Here is a 19,682-nt window from a genome sequence, read left to right as displayed (position 1 = left end):
ACCCAATCGTTACATTCTTTGGATTTCCAGTCGCAGGGCGGGGTTTTAGATTGATTTGGCCTGAGTACGAAACGTACTACGCCATTTGCTCCTCAGCCCTCGCCTGCCCTCCGACACGTCCTGCCGGCGAACCCGGGATTTCCTGCCTGTTTTTCAGTCACTCCCGGCAGCTTCGAAGGGTGCTCACTTGTCATTCTCTTTCGCTATCCAATCTGCTGCGGAAGACCTCATGACGGCCCTCACACCCAACGACACTCACGACCCCTATCTGGCTTCACTGCTTGGGAACCTTGGCAAATCGATCCATCAGGCACGCCAGAAGGTGCTTCGGGCGGTCGATACCGTTCAGGTGCAAACCTGTTGGCAGATTGGTCGACATATCGTCGAGTTCGAGCAGGAAGGCGCTCGGCGGGTGAAGTATGGCAAAGAGTTCCTGTCGACTCTGGCCAAAGAGCTAACTGCGGAATTCGGAAAGGGATTTGACGCTTCCAACCTTCGGTATATGCGCCTGTTCTATCAAGCCTTTCCAATTCGTGACGCACTGCGTCACGAATTGAGCTGGACCCACTACCGCCGCCTGCTTCGGGTCGACAACGACAGCGCCCGCCTCTGGTACATGAACGAATCAGCCACACAAAACTGGTCGAGCCGCGCCCTGGAACGCCAGATCAATACGCTGTACTACGAACGCCTGCTGGCGAGCCGAGATCGCGGCAGTGTCAAGCAGGAGGCCGCCACCAACATTCAAAACATGAAGGCCAGCCCTCGGGATTTCATCCGTGATCCGGTGGTACTGGAGTTTCTGGGTTTACCCAATGCCGGCAAGCTTCAGGAAAGCGAGATCGAACAGGCGTTGATCGAACAGCTGCAAGGCTTCTTGCTGGAACTGGGCAAGGGATTCGCGTTCATAGCCCGCCAGCAACGCATCAGTACCGACAGCAAAGACTTCTACATCGACCTGGTGTTCTACAACTACTTGCTCAAGTGCTTCGTCATCTTCGATATCAAGCGCGGTGAACTGACCCATCAGGATGTGGAGCAGATGGACATGTACCTGCGCATGTACGACGACTTGAAACACAGCGCGCAAGACAGCCCTACCGTCGGCATCATTCTCCGTGCGCAAAAAGATGAATCCGTGGTGCGCTACTCAATGCAGGAAGGAAGCGAACAACTGCTCGCCAGCAAGTACAAGCTTGTCCTGCCGAGCGAAGAGGAACTCCGTAACGAACTGGATCGGGAACTGGCAGCACTTGAAGAGCGACTGCTCGATCAACCACTGCCTTGAGGCCCAATGGATTGTTCATCAACGGCATCAAGACTATCGTTGGCAGCTACCCGCAAAGGTCCGACGCCGATGAATTTGCAGGAAACGCCTTCACTCGTCTCAACTCAAATCGAGTTGCCGTTGCAACGCGTTGCGTCCGGCGAACCGTTCAAGGAAACCGCTGCAGACGGCTTTGTCCTCGGTGGTTTCACCTGGCGACACCCGTTCCGGGATGCCGCTCGTCCGGTCGTTATCATCAACGCCGCCACCTCGGTCCGTTGTCGTCATTACTCGCGCTTCGCCGACTATCTGTTCGATCACGACTTCGACGTCATCACCTATGACTACCGCGGCATCGGCGAGTCGCGGCCGGCATCGCTCAAAGGTCTGAAGGCTTCATGGACCGATTGGGGAGCACTGGACTTCGAGGCGATGCTCAAGCGCGCACAGCGTGAGTTCCCCGGGCAGCCTATCGATGTGGTCGGCCACAGCTTTGGCGGCTGCGCAGCGGGACTGGGGGCGTCCGGGCACCTGATCCGGCGTCTGGTGACGGTCGGAGCGCAATTCGCCTACTGGCGCGACTATGCGCCCGCCCATCGCTGGCGGATGTTTGCCAAGTGGCATGTGCTGATGCCACTGGTGACGATGGTCTACGGCTACTTTCCGGGCAAACGCCTCGGATGGCTGGAGGACACACCCGCCGGCGTGGTCCGTGACTGGAGCCTGTCCACTGCCCGCTACGAAACACGCGCCAGCGGCCGCGCAATCAGCACAACAAGCGGGCAACTGCCCTTTGCCGACGTCACCGCGCAAACCCTGGCCATCAGCCTCAGCGATGATCCTTACGGCACGGTCCCGGCCATCGAACGCCTGCTCAGATACTTCACCGGCAGCACAAACGTTCACCTGCGTATCCATCCCGAAGACATCGGCGAAGAAGAAGTCGGACATTTCGCCTTTTTTCGCAGCCCATACCAAGCCACACTATGGCCCATTGCATTGGCCTGGCTGCAAAACGGCGAACTGGCCCCCGATACCCCCGGGCGGCGAGTGCCACGCGGCTAGGGGGCGCTCTCAATTAGCTTTCACGCCGCGCCGGGAAGCTAATTGAGAACGCCCCCTAGGCCTCTTGCCCTTTCAACGAATACGGAACGACGCCCATGGCCTCTGCCAACAAGCAACACAAACGCGCCTCCCGCGCCAAGGCCAAGGCCAAGCAGAACCGCACCCAGCGGGCCGCCGCGCCGGTCGAACTGGACCCGAACGACGATCGCATCGATTTCGAATCGGTGGATCTGACCGAACTGTTCAAGAAAATGATCGACGCCGAAAAGATCAGCCAGCAAGCCATGTGCACGGCCTTCCTCGAAGACCCGTTGCTGGAACTGGTGTACGAGCAGGAAGGCGAAGAAGGCGCGATGGACTTCATCCTCGCCGCGCTGATCGAATATCGCCAATGGTCGGCTGAAACAGACGAAGCTGGCGCCCTGGCGTGGATCGAATCCCCGGCCTTCCAGGCCGACTATGTGGCGGCGTCCGACGCCATTGCCGCGCAAACCCAACAGAAACCGAACTGAGTTCCCATGGCCTCCCTGAACAAGCAACAGAAACGCGCCAAGCGTGCAAAAGCCAAAGCCAAGCAGATCAATATCCACGGCAGGAAACCCGCTGCACTGGACGATGATGAACTCGGTCACCTCGCCGAGCCGATCCCGGAATACACCCTGGCGATGTTCAGCAAAATGCGCGACGCCGAAGCCGTCAGCCGCAGCGAAATGCTCTCGGTCCTGCTGACGAACCTCGCCTTTATCATCGTCGACCACCCAGAACTGCTGGACATGGAAAACGCCGACGACGAAGGCATGGCCGCCACCCACCTGGCCGCCGACATGCTGATCGACTACCGCATGTGGGCCGACGGCATGGACCGCGATGCCGCCCAGGCATGGCTGAGCGAACCACAGTTCATTACTGACTTCGGCACTGCGCTGGACGCCTACCGCGAGTCGCAGGAAATGCCGGCAGAAAAAGCCGAGTAAGGGTTACGGCACAAACAAAAACGGCCGCTTGTCATCACTGACAGCGGCCGTTTTGCATTACGCAATATGGATCAGTTCAGCACCACCGCGCCGCGCTTTTCCAGTTTGCGACGGCGAGCCACCAGCAAGCCGGCTGCTACTACCAGGGCACTGAGCAAGCCGGTCGCGAGGATTTCCACACGATGGGCATCCTGGAACAGCATGATGGTCAGGGCCGCAACGATGAAGACGATCACCGCGTAGGTCAGGCCCGGGAAAAGCCACATGCTGAAGACGATTTTCTCACCACGAGCCATACGCTGCTTGCGCATGCGCAGTTGCGAAATCGCGATCACCAGGTACACCAGCAATGCGATGGCGCCGGAGCTTGCCAGCAGGAATTCGAACACGGCAGCCGGGGCCACGTAGTTGGCGAATGTTGCCAGGAACGCAGCACCAGTGGACAACATCACCGCCCAGTAAGGCGTGCCACTTTTGTTGGTGCGCGTGGACATGGCCGGTGCATCACCGCGCTTGCCCAGGGAGAACAGCATCCGCGACGAGGTGTAGAGCGCCGAGTTCAGGCAGCTGGTCACAGCAACCAGCACCACGATGTCGACAATCATCTTGGCGTTCGGGATGCCCATGCGCTCAAGCACGGTCTGGTAGGAGCCCAGGCTTGCCAGTACCGGGTCGTTCCAAGGCACCAGGGCCACAACGATGAAGATCGACACGAGGTAGAACAAGCCGATCCGCCAGATCACCGAGTTGGTAGCCTTGGAGATTTGCTTGCCAGGGTTTTTCGATTCCGCGGCCGCGATGGTCACGATCTCGGTGCCCATGAAGGAAAACATGGTGGTCAGGATCGCGCCCAGTACCGCGCCCATGCCGTTTGGCAGGAAGCCCTGGGTGTCGAACAAGTGCGAAACGCCGCTGACCTGGCTGTTCGGCAGGAAGCCGAAGATCGCCGCTACGCCGAGAATGATGAAACCAATGATGGCCAGGACTTTGATCAGGGCAAACCAGAACTCGAATTCACCATAATTCTTCACGCTGAACAGGTTGGTCACCGTCAACAGCATCGTGATGACCAGGGCGAAGGCCCAGATGTCCACGCCAGGGAACCAGGCATGCAGGATGGTCGCGGCAGCGTTGGCTTCCAACGGGATCACCAGAACCCAGAACCACCAGTACAACCAGCCGATGGTGAAACCGGCCCAGTGACCGATCGCGCGGTCGGCGTATGTCGAAAACGAACCGGTGTCCGGCGAGGCAACGGCCATTTCGCCGAGCATGCGCATCACCAGCACCACCAACATGCCGGCGGCGGCGTAAGCCAACAGAACAGCCGGACCTGCAGCGGCGATGGCGTGCCCCGAGCCGACGAACAAGCCGGCGCCGATAACCCCGGCAATCGACAGCATGGTCACATGGCGCGGTTTGAGCCCCTGTTCGAGGCCATTAGAGCTTTGGGTACTGCTCATTAAAACTACCTTTGTAAGGAGAAGCGAATGCGTGCATCCCGTTCGGCGGACCTTCTCGTAAAAAGAAGCCAACAGGGCGTTCTGGATTCTGCACGCAATAATTGCGCCAAAATGTTTCATATCCCTCTAGCCCGGCGATCTCACTTCGACCGGACGGTCATCGCAACCCATTGAATTCAATAGCACTTTGCCAGAGCGTTACCCTGCGACCCACTTTGCGGGGCAAATCTGCGCACCGGAAACACACCTGAAAATGGCCCTGCGCACATTAAAAGTGCACAACCGCTGCATTTGGCCGGATAGCGCTTCCAACACCCCGTCAAAGCTGGCAACATCGCGCCTTTTTTTGCGACAGCCACCGCGCTTTTTATCGACAGGCAAGGTTCAAACGGCTGTTCGGTTGTTGATGGGGCGACAGTCTGCTGCGCCGATGCGACAACCTGCCACACGCCAGCCGTTTACTGCCCGTAGCGCTGTTGGCTGCCATTGAAACGCTATGCTAGGTTGGCCGCCTCGCCAGGAAGGCCGCCAAGAGCAGGAGCGCAACATATATGAGGAACGCACATGGCTGAGGCCACGCCCGCGCTTGAAATCCGCAACTTGCACAAACGCTACGGTTCGCTGGAGGTGCTCAAAGGCATCTCGCTGACCGCCCGCGACGGCGATGTGATCTCGATCCTGGGTTCCTCCGGCTCCGGCAAGTCCACGTTCCTGCGCTGCATCAACCTGTTGGAAAACCCGCACCAGGGCCAGATCCTGGTGGCCGGCGAAGAACTCAAGCTCAAGGCTGCGATGAACGGCGAGCTGGTGGCCGCCGACGGCAAGCAGATCAATCGCCTGCGCAGTGAAATCGGTTTTGTATTTCAAAACTTTAACCTGTGGCCGCACATGAGCGTGCTCGACAACATCATCGAAGCCCCGCGCCGCGTGCTCGGCCAGAGCAAGGCCGAAGCCATCGAAGTCGCCGAAGCCCTGCTGGCCAAGGTCGGCATCGCCGACAAGCGCCACGCCTACCCGGCGCAACTGTCCGGCGGCCAGCAACAACGCGCGGCCATCGCCCGCACCCTGGCCATGCAGCCCAAGGTCATCCTGTTCGACGAGCCCACCTCCGCGCTTGACCCGGAAATGGTCCAGGAAGTACTTAATGTCATCCGCGCGCTGGCCGAAGAAGGCCGCACCATGCTGCTCGTGACCCACGAAATGGGCTTCGCCCGTCAGGTCTCCAGCGAAGTGGTGTTCCTCCACCAGGGCCTGGTAGAAGAGCAAGGATCGCCACAGCAGGTGTTCGAAAACCCGCTTTCGGCGCGCTGCAAACAATTCATGTCCAGCAACCGCTAACGGAGCTATCCACATGCAGAACTACAAAAAGGTCTTCCTGGCTGCCGCCGTCACCCTGGCGTTCAGCGCCAGTGCCATGGCCGAAACCCTGAAGATGGGCATCGAAGCGGCCTACCCGCCGTTCAACAACAAAGATGCCAGTGGCAATGTCGTCGGCTTCGACAAAGAGATCGGCGACGCCCTGTGCGCCAAGATGAAAGTCGAGTGCACCGTGGTGACCTCCGACTGGGACGGCATCATCCCGGCCCTGAACGCCAAGAAGTTCGACTTCCTGATCTCCTCGATGTCGATCACCGACGAACGCAAGCAAGCAGTGGACTTCACCGACCCGTACTACTCCAACAAGCTGCAGTTCATCGCCAAGAAAGACGTCGACTTCAAAACCGACAAGGCCTCGGTCAAAGGCAAGATCATCGGCGCCCAGCGCGCGACCCTGGCCGGCACCTTCCTGGAAGACAACTATGGTGACGACATCACCATCAAGCTCTACGACACCCAGGAAAACGCCTACCTCGACCTGACTTCCGGCCGTCTGGACGGCATCCTGGCCGACAAGTACGTCAACTACGAATGGCTGAAAAGCGACGCTGGCCGTGCCTACGAGTTCAAGGGCGACCCGGTGGAAGAAAGCGACAAGATCGGTATTGCCGTGCGTAAAAACGATCCGATCCGCGCGAAGCTGAACACCGCGCTGAAAGAAATCGTCGCTGACGGCACCTACAAGAAGATCAACGACAAGTACTTCCCGTTCAGCATCTATTGATTCTGACCTGCCTGACCGGCGCCTGATGGCGCCGGTTCTCGGCCTTGCCTGCCGCGATTTGAAAAGAAATCCATGATTATCGACCTCTACGGATTCGGCCCGGCGCTCGCCGCTGGCGCGCTGATGACTGTGAAACTGGCACTCTCGGCCCTGTGCCTGGGGCTGGTGCTCGGTCTGCTCGGCGCCTTGGCCAAGACTTCCCCGTACAAGCCGCTGCAATGGCTTGGCGGCACTTATTCGACCCTGGTTCGCGGCATCCCGGAATTGCTCTGGGTGCTGTTGATCTACTTCGGCACGGTCAACCTGATGCGTGCCCTGGGCGAGTTCTTCGGCAACCCCGACCTCGAGCTCAACGCCTTCGCCGCTGGCGTGATTGCACTGGGCCTGTGCTTCGGCGCCTACGCCACGGAAGTGTTTCGCGGTGCGATCCTCGCCATCCCCAAAGGCCATCGCGAAGCCGGCGTGGCCCTGGGCCTGTCGAAGTGGCGCATCTTCACCCGGCTGATCATGCCGCAGATGTGGCGCATCGCCCTTCCGGGCCTTGGCAACCTGTTCATGATCCTGATGAAAGACACCGCGCTGGTGTCGGTGATCGGCCTGGAAGAAATCATGCGTCACGCGCAAATCGGCGTGACCGTATCCAAACAACCGTTCACCTTCTATATGGTGGCCGCGTTCATGTACCTGAGCCTGACGGTGCTGGCGATGACCGGCATGTACTTCCTGGAAAAACGCGCCGCTCGCGGCTTCGCGAGGAGCACCCAATGAACTGGGAAGTCATCATCAAGTGGCTGCCGAAACTGGCCCAGGGCGCGACCCTGACCCTGGAACTGGTGGCCATCGCCGTAATCGCCGGTTTGCTGCTGGCCATTCCGCTGGGCATCGCCCGCTCGTCGCGCCTGTGGTGGGTGCGGGCCTTTCCCTACGGCTACATCTTCTTTTTCCGGGGCACGCCGCTGCTGGTTCAGCTGTTCCTGGTCTACTACGGCCTGGCGCAGTTCGACGTGATCCGTAACAGTTCGATGTGGCCGTACCTGCGCGATCCGTTCTGGTGCGCCACGGCGACCATGACCCTGCACACGGCAGCCTACATTGCGGAAATCCTGCGCGGTGCCATTCAGGCGATACCACCGGGCGAGATCGAAGCGGCACGGGCGCTGGGCATGTCCAAGCCAAAAGCGCTGTTCTTCATCATGCTGCCGCGCGCGGCGCGCATCGGCCTGCCAGCCTACAGCAACGAAGTGATCCTGATGCTCAAGGCCAGCGCCCTGGCCAGTACCGTGACCCTGCTGGAACTGACCGGCATGGCCCGCACCATCATTGCCCGGACCTACCTGCCGGTGGAGATCTTCTTCGCCGCGGGCATGTTCTACCTGGTGATGGCTTACGTGCTGGTGCGCGGCTTCAAGCTGCTGGAGCGCTGGTTGCGCGTCGATGCCTGCCAAGGGCGTTGAGGATGGCGTGTTGACGGGCGAGGCCTTGCTCGCCCGCTTCACCGCGCTGGGTGCTTTTCTGACAGAGCATCAGGCACTGTGGAAACCTCGGCCGTTCACTCATCTGCAACTTCCCTGGGAAGCGTCCTACCCAGCTCTGGCCGAATGGCTACGCGAGCGATCACTGGAAGACGCGGAAAACGCCCACAATCAACCCGCCCTACTGAATGCGCCGGAACCCTTTGCTTCCTTGGCATCGATGTCCGTTGCCTTGAGTGCTGTGGATGAATTGCCTGCACACGCACTCGAAGCGGCCGGCCATCGGCTGAACGTCGATGTACCGGGGCGCAAATGGCAGCAGATCGAAGCTTTCGCCAGTCGATTGCAGTTCTGCGAAACACCGAAGCATTGGCTGGACTGGTGCTCGGGCAAGGGACACCTGGGGCGACGCCTGCTGCAGCCTGGGCAACAACTGACTTGCCTGGAATACGACCCGGCACTGGTAACCAGCGGCCAGGCACTCAGCCAGCGTCATCACCTGCATGCGCTGCATATTGAACAGGATGTGCTCGCGGCAAACGCAGCTACTTTACTGAGTGCGCACCACACGCCCGTCGCGCTTCACGCCTGCGGTGATTTGCATGTGCGGCTGATTCAACTTGCCAGCGCCACAGGCTGTAAACAGCTCGCCATCGCGCCGTGCTGCTACAACCGGATCAGCCTTGCCCAATACTCGCCGATTTCCTCGGCCGCCCAAGGCTCCGGCCTACAGCTTTCCCTCGACGACCTCGCGTTGCCCATGAGCGAAACCGTCACCGCTGGCGCCCGCGTGCGCCGTCAACGCGACACCTCCATGGCCCGGCGCCTGGGTTTCGACTTGCTGCAGCGGCAACTGCGCGGCATGGACGAGTATCTGCCGACCCCTTCCCTGCCCAGCGCCTGGCTGGACAAACCCTTTGCCGATTACTGCCATCACCTGGCCGCACTCAAAGAGTTATCCACAGTCGGCCCGCAAAATTGGCCAGCCCTCGAAGCCGCCGGTTGGCAGCGACTGGCCGAAGTGCGCAACCTTGAACTGTTACGCGGACTTTTCCGACGCCCACTGGAGCTTTGGCTGGTTCTTGACCGGGCACTTTTCCTCGCCGAGCAGGGCTACAGCGTCCGCGTCGGCACCTTCTGCAAAACCCCGCTCACGCCACGTAATTTCCTGCTCCTGGCCGAACGCGCTTAAACACATCCGCCCTGTGGATAACTCTGTTGATGAAATAATCGTGGATCCAATATCTACGCCTGTTTCAGGCCAAAATCCACACTGTTCATTTTTTGTACACCCGCATAAAAAATCGAAAAAACAGGCATTTGCGGACAAATGAGAACGGATCCACAAATTCGGCCTAAACCCAGTGCGCCGCCAATGCCATTGTGCATAAGCATTTAACCAAAACGACATAAACGCCTAATCCCGGACCGCAGACAGGGGAAATTGCACCCTTTCATTACTCTTGATATACACACACGCAAGGGCGCCGGCAGCGCGGCCACGAACAAGAATATTCCTCCGACAGGATGCGCCAGTGACGTTCATTTCCTACGCACAGAATTTCGAAGACATACGCCTGTGGCGCGCCCTCAAAACCGTCGAGAACGGCTTCTACATCGACGTCGGGGCAAACGACCCCACCCACGACTCGGTCACCAAGGCGTTCTACGACAACGGCTGGACCGGCATCAACGTCGAACCGATGCCCAACTACTACGAAGCCCTGTGCCAGCAACGCCCCAAGGACACCAACCTGCAATGCGCGGCCGGGGAAAGCGCTGACGATCTGACCTTCTACGGCATCGCCGGCACCGGCCTCTCGACCCTCGACCCGGCCATGGCGAAAGTGCACAAAGACGCCGGAATGGACGTGCGCACCCAGACGATCAAGTCCCGCACCCTGAGTTCCATCTGCGAAGAACACGTCCGGGGCCGCGCCATCCACTTCCTGAAAATCGATGTCGAAGGCCACGAAGAAACCGTCCTGCGCGGCATGGACTTCACCCAGTGGCGGCCATGGGTAATCCTCATCGAAACCCCTTGGGCCCGCGACCAGACCTGGGAAACCCTCGTCACCGACGCTGGCTACCACTCCATCCTGTTCGACGGCATCAACACCTACTACCTCGCCGAAGAACACCTGAACCTCAAACCCGCCTTCGACATCCCGCCGTGCAACCTGGACGAATTCCAGTTCTGCAAAGGCCACAAGTTCAGCCACCCCGTCAGCGACGCCGAACACCAACTCACCGCCGCCCTGCAACGCGCCGATCAAGCCGAAGCACAGCTGCGCGCAATGCAAAACAGTCGAACCTGGAAAGCCATTCAGAAACTCAAGAAAACCCTGCTGCGCGCCTGACCCGAAGCCCGCGTAAAAATAGTCAGAATTCAGGGGTTTACAGAACCTATCCAATCGCTATAATCGTCGCCCTGACACGCCGGTATAGCTCAGATGGTAGAGCAACTGACTTGTAATCAGTAGGTCCCGGGTTCGATTCCTGGTGCCGGCACCACATTAGGCTCCATTGCATTCCACCGAATGCTCTGGAAGCCCCGAAAACCCGCCCTTTGGCGGGTTTTTTCGTTCCAGGACCCTCCGTCGGGATCCAACAAAATCCCCCTTCCCCGAGGGTATGTTAGGGGTACTGCGATTTCCCGGTCAGGAGCGCGTACCCCTATGCCACGTCTAGCGATCCCCCTCAGCGACCTGCAATGCCGCACGGCCAAAACCCGCGAACGCGCCTACAAACTGTTCGATGGCGGCGGCATGTACCTTTTCGTCAAACCCAATGGCGTGAAGACCTGGCGCTTGAAGTACACCAAGCCCAGCGGCAAGGAAGGGACACTCATCATCGGCAATTACCCCATCGTTACCCTTTCCGTCGCACGACGTAAGCGAGACGAAGCCAAAGCGCTGCTGCTCGACAACCTCGACCCAATGGAAGAAAAAAAGAAGGCCAAGATCGTAGCCCAGCGGGCGGCACTGCTTTTCGAAACCGTTGCGCTGGAGTGGCACGCTGATATGTCCCGCCGCTGGACCGAAGGCCACGCAAAAACCGTGATGAGCCGACTGCGTACCCACGTCTTCCCGCTGATCGGCCAACGACCCATCGCTGAACTCGATACCCATGACCTGCTAGAGATCACCCAGCGCATCAAGGAACGCGGCACCATGGATGTGGCGTTACGGGTACAGAACTACTTATCCACCATCATGCGCGGGGCCAAAAGGGCTCGGCAGATCACCATGAATCCTGCACTGGATCTGGCAGGCTCGATTCACGCGCCGCGCACAGTCCATCGCCCCGCCCTATCCCTCAACCGCCTACCCGAACTGCTACACCGCATCGACAACTACAACGGTCGCGAGCTGACGCGCCTTGCCGTCCTGTTGACGTTGCATGTATTCGTCCGCTCCAGCGAACTGCGCTTCGCTCGATGGAGTGAGTTCGACCTTCAACGCGCCATGTGGGAAATCCCCGATACGCGCGCACCGATTGAAGGGGTACGCAACTCCACACGCGGGACCAAAATGAACGGCGACATTCAAATGGTTCCGCTATCGCCGCAGGTCATCGAAATACTGGAGCGCCTGCGCAGCCTCAGTCGCTTTTCAGAGTTGGTGCTACCGGGAGACCATAAGTACTGGAAGCCCATGTCCGAGAACACGGTGAACACCATGCTCCGCAACGTCGGCTATGACACCAGCAAGGACGTGTGCGGCCACGGCTTCAGGACCATGGCCTGTAGCGCCCTACTAGAGTCCGGGTTATGGACCGACGCAGCCATCGAAAGACAAATGAGTCACAAGGAACGCAACCGCGTGCGCGCCGCTTATATCCACAAGGCCGAATTCCTCGAACAGCGCAGGTTGATCATGGCGTGGTGGAGCAACTACATCGACGCCAACCGCCAGGGGCATGTGACGCCCCACGAATTCGCTCACCCGGTCGGCGACAACATTACCGCCCTGCAAAAAAGCCGTGGCGCATCCAAACGAGGGTAAGCCAATGAGATCACCGCAGGCCGCCCTTCCACGCGGGTCCATCCAAACAGGGCTGCAAAGCCGCCCTGCTTGGATGGACCTCACTTAAAAAATCTAAAGCCCACGCAACTGTCTGTGGAAAACCACTGATTTCCACCGGTGGATAATTTCATCCACAGCCGCAGAACTCCCGAAAATTCGAGCCTTGACCCGAATTATCCACAGGCGTAGAAAAGATCGGGCAAGCGCTGTCGTTGACAGCAACCCAGGTAGCCAGAACCTTTAAGGCTACGCCACACCATGGTGGTTCTCCCAAAGTGCGATTAGCATCCGGCGGCTCGCACGGTCACAGCGATGTGATGGATGCCTACTTCTACCAGAGTGCCACTGCGGCAAATCATACCCTTTTATAGCTGCCCTGCAGCAACCTATTCGCTTGGCCATTTCATTGCGCCAACCTGCGCCCGTCTCTTTCTCCCGGAAAGAGACGGGCGCTCCTACCGCTGCTGCAGCCCAACTCGTACAAGGCTTTGCGGCATTCCCCCTTGTGACAATCGGCGTGACAAACACCGAGGTCACCAGCAACAGCAATGCAGATGATGGTGCCGCAGCCCAAGGAATGGGTTGCACCTGACTGACAGTCAGGCATGCCCCGGTCATCTCATCACTGCCTTCACCCGACTCAGGATCTCGCGGCGCTGATCTCGTCAGCCAGTGCAGCCTCCACCCGCCCACTTCTTCGGAAGTGCTCAGGAGGTCAGATCATGAGATGCCCAAGCTCCCGGTCGTAAAGAGCCGCCAGTCCCGCGTTAGTGGACAAACCCCACAGGTCGCAGGGGCCTTGATCCCTGATAACACTCAACATTCTTGGCGGGATGACGTGAGGGAAGGTTTCAACGGTTTGGCTTCGAGAGGAGCTCGGTCATGGCATTGGTCGGTAGGCGGGATGGGCGCAATTTTGGTTATGGCCGGCAGCTGAGCTATGTCGGACCGCAGGCGTTGCGCGACCTATTTGGCGACGGGCACTACGGCACGGTCAAAGCTCACAGTGATCGGTGGCAAGCGTTTGTACGCTGGTGTCGTTCGGAGGATGGACCAGAGTTTAACGATGCACGGCGGATTGATCGGCAGACCTTGCTGGACTACGCCGGACATCTGCGTCAGCAAGTTGAACAAGGCGCTATCGACATCGCCACCGCGCAAAACCGATTGTCCAGCGTGAACCGGCCCCTGGCTGCGCTTCGCGGTGATCAATATGTGAAATTACCGAATCCGAGCAAGGCCTTGGGAATGCGGCGCACCAGTGTTCGTCATTCGGTGCCACAACGCCAAGACCGCGAACACGTAAAGCGGATCGTCGACGTGCTCTGCGAACACCAAATGCTCAAACGAAAAATTTACACCACGCGACAGGATGCACGGGGGTGATGTGTTCGATTACATCGAGATGTTCTATAACCCGAAACGCCGTCATGGTTTCAATAATCAGTTGTCACCGGTAGAGTTTGAAAAGCGTCATGCAATGAGCTTGCAGGGTGTCTAGGGAATTCGGGGCGATTCAGTGGGGAGAGCGTCTTGGAGGACCTTATCATATGGAGTTTGTATCAGTCATATGGTCTGATATCAATGTGAAGGCACCATTCTTTCCTTGAGACTCTCATGACTGAACAAACAGAAAGCCGTAAGACCATCATCATCGATCTCGATTGCAGCGACAACAACGCAACCGTCGATGTGCAGCAGCTTGTTCAGCATGCATGTTATGTGAATCTAAAAAACAATATTACCGCTGACCTCGCCAAGGCTGAGCAAGATTCCAAGCGAGTGGAGCGAACTGGGCCCACCAAGAACTACCCCTATGGCAGCGGTTTGGTCTACTTCATTGATGGCACTCGCGGCGCCGGCAAATCCACCTTCCTCCAAAGCGCTTATCATGCCCTGCCAAAGGACCTTAAGGCGCACACGGTTGAGTCTCTAGCGTACATCGACCCCAGTCGCATCGAGCGTAGTGAAATCATCCTCCTGAGCATACTCAAAGCTCTCAAAACACAGATGCTCGCACTCTCAAGAAAGGCCTCCACGCTAGAAGGGGAGCGAGTAAGCAAGAGTTTCCGGGAGGGTTTCAAGAAGCTTGCTGGTGGTTTGAGTCTCTTCACAAAGAGTCACGATCAGCTCCAAGACCTGGATGCTGAGTTGTTTTTTGAATGGGGTCTGGAGCGCGCCGGACACAGTGCAGACCTTCGTAAAAACTTGCATGCGCTGTTCGATATTACTTGCGAATCGCTAGGTGTCGATGCGTTGATTCTCGCCTTTGACGATGCAGACACCAATGCCCAGCACGCGCGCAATGTACTGGAATGCATTCGCAAATACCTTGATACCCCGCGCCTCGTGATTTTAGTTACCGGTGATATCGAGCTGTACTCCCTGATGGTCCGCGATCATTTCTATGACAGCCTCGGAGAGGCTAAGCATGATCAGACGCCGGAACGCAAAGATCAACGCAATAAAATGGTCGACCATTTGGAAGACCAATACCTGCTCAAACTCTTTCCCATGCAACGGCGCCTTCAGTTGCGCCCATTATGGAACCTGCTGAAAAGCGACTCAGAACTTTACAAACTGAGTTACAACAAATGGGGCGAGCAAGCCCAAAGAAAACCCGCAACAGTGGTGGATGAGTTAGTCCGGCAAGGACTTCGAATCAAAACGCCCCGCGACCTAGAACTGTATCGCGAATTCCTGCTAAAACAGCCGTTGCGCTCAATACTTCAGGTACTGTGCCGGTGCGTGCCCTTCCTCGCAAAGAACAACTCAAATGAGCAACAATCCTATGCATGGAATAAAGAACTATCCGAAGCTCTAAGCGAAAGCCTTCGGGCTCTTGCATTGGGCAGCCTATACAAATTCGGCGTGGATGTAGACGCAATCGCTGCTCACGAACTACCTGCACTGACCAAAGCCGTATTCGACCTTGCAGTGCGTGACGGTGACTTTGACACCGCCGCATACCTGCGTCCCCAACCCAGCAATGCAGACCTCAAAAACAGCTTTGCAGCCCTTTCCGCAGATGTCACTCGGCTTTGCGCGGAAAAGCCTGCAGCTCTCATCGACTACATGCTAGCCGCTCCCGGCAGCGTAGCCCTGTATGGCCAAGTACTACGACGTAAGGGTAAAGATCTCCGAACCGGGGATGACGCCCAGACACTTCGTCAGCAATTCGAGCAATACATGGGTATTGGGCGTAAAGAAGATGCTCTCAACTGGGCGCGTCATGCTGTAACAATTTTCTCCGCACCATACGGTGCTAACCCAAACCGCGCAGTGGTCTATTCCGGCATTATCGGGCTCAACAAGGGCAAACCAGATCAGGCCCCCAAGGAAAGCGAGTCTAACTATAAGACAGCCCTCAGCGTCCTCAAAAGCAGTAAAGATCTCCCCGCTTTTGCACTGAGTCTTGTCGACGTATCAGGCACTGCCTCACGGACGTATGCCTCGATCTACAACATCTTAGGTCTGATGGCCCGCTTGCTCGCACTTGAACCAGACCATACCAAACAATATCCCGTGCTCAGCGTCTTACCTAAGCCCTATCCACCGCTGAGTGTTTCCCGTCCACAATGGGAAAATGACACTGTCGAAGAGGAAGACAGCGAGCAGGATGCAACCGACGATGCGGCAAAACTCGCCACGCTCGAACGCGCTGTCGAGCAATGGCTTCACGACACAGCGAGTCTTCGCATAAAGCTCAATCCGTCTGCTGTGCTAATCGGCAAGGTCTGGACGCGCCTCTACTTCAGCTTGGAGAAAGTGTGTGATGCCAACAGGCCCAAGGTTGCCCAAGACGGGGTAGGTGCCGCCAGCCTCATGGAGTTGTTCGCCCTGTGTGTAATCAATGCGTTCTACATAGAGGAACAGGACTACCACTTGAGTAGCGGCTCCAACAGCTCTGCAGGCGGTTCCGCGCTGGACCGCACCAATCCACTCACCTCTGCCAAAGTATTTATTGATAAATTCAAATCCATTAAGGAAGCTCACACAGAACTTCCCCTTACCTATCTAGTAGCGACATGTCCTTTACTTTTGGGGCTATTACAGGCAACAGCCAATACAAAAAACCTGGTTCACGGACTTCTTTCCTGCAATGACGCCTCCTTTAAACCTGATCCAGGAAGTGAGAGTCCCGCCAACTCAAGAATAGAAGCCGCAGACTTACTTTGTGATGACGCCATCTGGAAAAAAATTAATAAAACATACATTGCTGGCACGAAATGGAAAAAAGAGTCTGAAGCGCAGCTCGATCAAGAAGGGTCGACCAAGTCTTGAGTAATAGCATGCGCGAACAAGCCGCTTCAGTTATTGCCCAAATCGGTACCAGTCTGCTCGCCAGCCACAAGGTGCTGTCCCTCGTGAGGCATACACCTTTTCATACACCTTTGGGCTCACAAGACCTGCGAGAGGCAGTTTATCTTGGTTATCTCCCTTGGTCCTCCCGTCTGCCGGACCACGTCTTTGAGCATAGTTTCCAGCGGCTTACTAGTCATCCGACTGGCAAAGAGAAGCCTTCTCTATTGCTCGCCACCCTTCAGGCCATGGCAGACGAATTTCTCAAGTTCCAACACGGGAAGTTGTATGTGAGGCAACAGAAGTTTGGTGCCTGGCAGCAAAGCGTAGTGAGTCGCATATCCGGCCTCCCCCTGCAGGCGGCTGCTCATCTGCTAGCGCTGCCCCGCGACGGGCTACTAGATCAGAGGGCTACTCACTGGTCGAGGGGAGAGCAGCCAAACTGGGCAGAAAGACATTTACCTATCGTCAGCCCATACGATCCGGTGGTTGAGGACTATCTTGCCCGCGAAGGCTTACACGAGACACATCTACATCTCAACGGCAGCACCCACGCGGAAAACTGCTGGCTGCGTGCTCTGCGCACGCCAAAGCAGGAGACAAGAGATTTCGGCATCAAATGGCATAACCGCAGTCGAACCGATGCGGCCAGCATCCGCGAGCTGGCACACTCCATCAATCCAGAACTGTCACCAGTTGAACTGCACAGCCAGCTTGTGGTTGCAAGCCGCTTGCGGCTATGGCTGATTGCAGCAGCAACCAATACCCTAAGCGCAAATGTCTGCCTGCCCTACGACTACTCGGAGTTAGCCGATGAGGAGAACCAGCAAGAGCTGGCTCCTGCCCCCGGCGAAAGACATCTAGAGTTGTCCGCTCAAAGCTGCGCCGACGACGAGTTAAGCTGGATGCAACAGCTCCTGCAAAAGCTCACAATAGAACCCAGTGTGATAATCGAGCGCATGTTCCACGCCTATCTGCTATTACAGAACCAGTATTATCGCCTACTGGTTCAAAGCGAGGAGCAATTCGGTTTCGACCAGTTCCAAAAGTTGACTTACACCGAGCTGCGCGAACCTGCAGAAGCAGACTACCTTCCTCGCTTCTGGGCTATGCATGGCAGACAAACAGGTGCCAGCCGTACCACCTACCTGGAAGGGCGTTTTGCGCCCAAGAGCACGCTACGCAAGAACCATCAACTGTTGAAAGCAATACTGGGGGGTTATTGGCATTACCTTCAGAGCCACTCCCCGCACGACCTCAATTCAAAACCGGCCCCCCGCAACTTGGGCGACATGCTTGCGCAACTGGAAACTATCTTCCTAAATAAATCACCCCTTGACCGTTCACATCACCGCCTTGCCCTAGTGGTGCATTTCATAAAAAAGCCATGGGCTCCCGGCAAAAAGGCTGGACCTAACCGTTTTTACGCTCAGCGTGCAGAGCTGGAACATAGCACTAACGTACTGCTCGAAACCCTCAAACGATGGCCCAGGTTACGTACTTGGGTACGCGGAATAGATGCGGCATCAAATGAACTGCACGCCCCTCCCGAGGTATTTGCCAGTTGCTATCGAGCTTGTCAGCACGCCGGCCTAACCCATCGTAGCTACCATGTAGGGGAGGATTTTGCCCATCTGTTGAGTGGTCTGCGTGCCATGTATGACGCACTAGAACTTCTTGACCTGCGCGATGGGGACCGCATAGGCCACGGCACAGCCATGGGCATTGCTCCCAGACTTTGGCTGGAGCGCATGCCAGGGCAATTGGTGGTAAAAAAAGGCGAATGGATGCTGGACTTGTTAGCCGCTTGGCGCTTGTTACGTACCCTGCCCGAAGCAACCGCCGCGGCTTCCAGAGTAGCGGACGATTTGGCCAAGTGTGCGGGCGAGGTGTTCCGCCGTGACATCAGCTGTGCAGAGCTTGAAGCCGCAATGGGTCTGCGACACCTGAATGTCCGCTATCTGCAGGCGGCCTTTGAAACGGACTGGTCAGTGGACATAACGCCGCTCAATGACATCTGGCAAGCCGAAGCACTGCGCATCCGCGCAGCAAAGCACAGCAACCCACACCATTTGAATCTGCTGTGGGAATGGCTCAGCGACGAGAATCTTTGCCAGCGTAGCGAGTCGCTGGAAAGCGTGGACGCTGCTTATTTTGACGAAATCACTTACCTGCAGCTCCAACAAGCTCTGATGCGCGAAGTTGCTCACCGTAACGTCGTGGTCGAAACCCTCCCGTCCAGTAATGTGCGCATCAGTCAGTACCATAATTTCAGCGAACACCATGCACTTCGATGGATGCGCGTGCCTGGGTTTGTGGAAAAAGGCGACCCTGAAATCATGGTATCGCTAGGCTCGGATGACCCCGGAATTTTCGCCGGAGATTTGAACGGTGAGTTCTACCAATTATACGGAGCCCTACGTAATCAAGGTATTAGCGACCAAGCGGCCTTGGCTCATCTGGCGCCTGTCAACGAGCGCGGTCGCGCTTACCGGTTTCACGATCCATTTCTTGGATAACTATTGGCCATAGAGTCTTATACAAACCAAGCAGCATGGGGCCATGGAGGGCCCCGTTCAACTCTTGGGAAAATGGTTGGCCACCCTAGGACACGCTAGCGGGCTCAGGATCTAGGCCCGGCTGAAGTTGAATGAATTGCTACTCGCCAGTAAAGCCCCAGTTCGATTCCACAGAAAGCTATAACTAGCTGATTTATTTATAGTTACTAGTTGGGGTACGCCAAATTTTCCACCGAGTTCCAGACCCGCAGAAAACCTAGCCCCGCAGAAAGCTACCGTTCGTCTGGTGCCGGCACCATATAGAACAACGACTTAGGCTCACCTTACGGTGGGCCTTTTTCGTTTCTGGGGTTTCATACCCGATTTGGTCACAGCTTCTCAGTTGATTGGAGCTGGCGGCAGCCTTTTTGACTGGCACCGCGCTGCACTGCCGGGTGGGCTCCGGCGCTGGTTTTACGCCGAAAGGACTCCCCACCCACACTGGCGCAGCA

14 protein-coding genes, 1 tRNA gene and 2 pseudogenes are annotated in these 19,682 nt (G+C 57.2%); 16 read left to right on the top strand and 1 reads right to left on the bottom strand.

Translation table 11 applies throughout. From position 1 onward, the window contains the following. Positions 1–229: 229 nt before the first annotated feature. The 4 genes from KSS91_RS02090 to KSS91_RS02075 all read left to right on the top strand — a co-directional run bounded on the left by KSS91_RS02090 (position 230) and on the right by KSS91_RS02075 (position 3,306). Positions 230–1,288: a PDDEXK nuclease domain-containing protein gene (locus KSS91_RS02090; RefSeq protein WP_217836919.1), complete on the top strand. Its 1,059-nt coding sequence runs from the start codon at positions 230–232 to the stop codon at positions 1,286–1,288. Between the two features lie 69 nt (positions 1,289–1,357). Next, the gene (locus KSS91_RS02085; RefSeq protein WP_217836918.1) at positions 1,358–2,332 is read left to right on the top strand and encodes an alpha/beta hydrolase family protein; all 975 of its coding nucleotides are present in this window, start codon (positions 1,358–1,360) and stop codon (positions 2,330–2,332) included. Positions 2,333–2,427: 95 nt separating this feature from the next. Continuing rightward, positions 2,428–2,844: a hypothetical protein gene (locus KSS91_RS02080; RefSeq protein WP_007972780.1), complete on the top strand. Its 417-nt coding sequence runs from the start codon at positions 2,428–2,430 to the stop codon at positions 2,842–2,844. Positions 2,845–2,850: 6 nt separating this feature from the next. Further along, complete coding sequence (locus KSS91_RS02075) at positions 2,851–3,306, top strand: hypothetical protein (RefSeq protein WP_015093065.1); 456 nt, start codon at positions 2,851–2,853, stop codon at positions 3,304–3,306. Positions 3,307–3,377: 71 nt separating this feature from the next. On the opposite strand, the gene gabP is transcribed toward KSS91_RS02075, so the two are convergent. Next, positions 3,378–4,769, bottom strand: a complete 1,392-nt coding sequence (gene gabP / locus KSS91_RS02070) for a GABA permease (protein ID WP_015093062.1) — start codon at positions 4,767–4,769, stop codon at positions 3,378–3,380. 564 nt (positions 4,770–5,333) lie between these two features. On the opposite strand from gabP, the gene KSS91_RS02065 reads away from it, so the two are divergent. From KSS91_RS02065 to KSS91_RS02010, 12 genes and pseudogenes are all read left to right on the top strand, one after another. Beyond that, on the top strand, positions 5,334–6,107 hold the full coding sequence (locus KSS91_RS02065; RefSeq protein ID WP_217836917.1) for an ABC transporter ATP-binding protein: 774 nt from the start codon (positions 5,334–5,336) through the stop codon (positions 6,105–6,107). A 13-nt stretch (positions 6,108–6,120) separates the two neighbouring features. Continuing rightward, positions 6,121–6,870 carry an ABC transporter substrate-binding protein gene (locus tag KSS91_RS02060; protein ID WP_217836916.1) on the top strand — a complete coding sequence of 250 codons (750 nt, stop codon included), beginning with the start codon at positions 6,121–6,123 and terminating at the stop codon, positions 6,868–6,870. A gap of 72 nt (positions 6,871–6,942) precedes the next feature. Then, positions 6,943–7,638 (top strand): ABC transporter permease, encoded by a 696-nt coding sequence (locus KSS91_RS02055; protein WP_217836915.1) that lies wholly within the window; start codon positions 6,943–6,945, stop codon positions 7,636–7,638. Continuing rightward, complete coding sequence (locus KSS91_RS02050; RefSeq protein WP_217836914.1) at positions 7,635–8,324, top strand: ABC transporter permease; 690 nt, start codon at positions 7,635–7,637, stop codon at positions 8,322–8,324. Before KSS91_RS02055 ends, KSS91_RS02050 begins: the two co-directional genes overlap by 4 nt. Continuing rightward, a complete protein-coding gene (locus KSS91_RS02045) occupies positions 8,305–9,534 on the top strand; it encodes a methyltransferase (protein WP_217836913.1) in 1,230 nt (409 codons plus the stop codon). Before KSS91_RS02050 ends, KSS91_RS02045 begins: the two co-directional genes overlap by 20 nt. A gap of 343 nt (positions 9,535–9,877) precedes the next feature. Continuing rightward, positions 9,878–10,702, top strand: a complete 825-nt coding sequence (locus tag KSS91_RS02040; protein WP_217836912.1) for an FkbM family methyltransferase — start codon at positions 9,878–9,880, stop codon at positions 10,700–10,702. A gap of 78 nt (positions 10,703–10,780) precedes the next feature. Continuing rightward, positions 10,781–10,856 (top strand) — tRNA-Thr (locus tag KSS91_RS02035). 164 nt (positions 10,857–11,020) lie between these two features. After that, on the top strand, positions 11,021–12,349 hold the full coding sequence (locus KSS91_RS02030; protein ID WP_217836911.1) for a tyrosine-type recombinase/integrase: 1,329 nt from the start codon (positions 11,021–11,023) through the stop codon (positions 12,347–12,349). A gap of 903 nt (positions 12,350–13,252) precedes the next feature. After that, positions 13,253–13,711, top strand: a pseudogene (locus tag KSS91_RS02025) (integrase domain-containing protein); the annotation flags it as partial. Beyond that, positions 13,712–13,871: pseudogene (locus KSS91_RS02020) on the top strand (IS3 family transposase); the annotation flags it as partial. Positions 13,872–13,987: 116 nt separating this feature from the next. Next, positions 13,988–16,654 (top strand): P-loop NTPase fold protein, encoded by a 2,667-nt coding sequence (locus tag KSS91_RS02015; protein WP_217836910.1) that lies wholly within the window; start codon positions 13,988–13,990, stop codon positions 16,652–16,654. Positions 16,655–16,662: 8 nt separating this feature from the next. Continuing rightward, complete coding sequence (locus tag KSS91_RS02010; RefSeq protein ID WP_217836909.1) at positions 16,663–19,191, top strand: amidohydrolase family protein; 2,529 nt, start codon at positions 16,663–16,665, stop codon at positions 19,189–19,191. Positions 19,192–19,682: the final 491 nt, after the last annotated feature.

The sequence above is a fragment of the Pseudomonas azerbaijanorientalis genome (assembly GCF_019139795.1).
Lineage (GTDB): Bacteria > Pseudomonadota > Gammaproteobacteria > Pseudomonadales > Pseudomonadaceae > Aquipseudomonas > Aquipseudomonas laurylsulfatiphila.
This window is presented reverse-complemented; position numbering and strand designations above follow the sequence as displayed.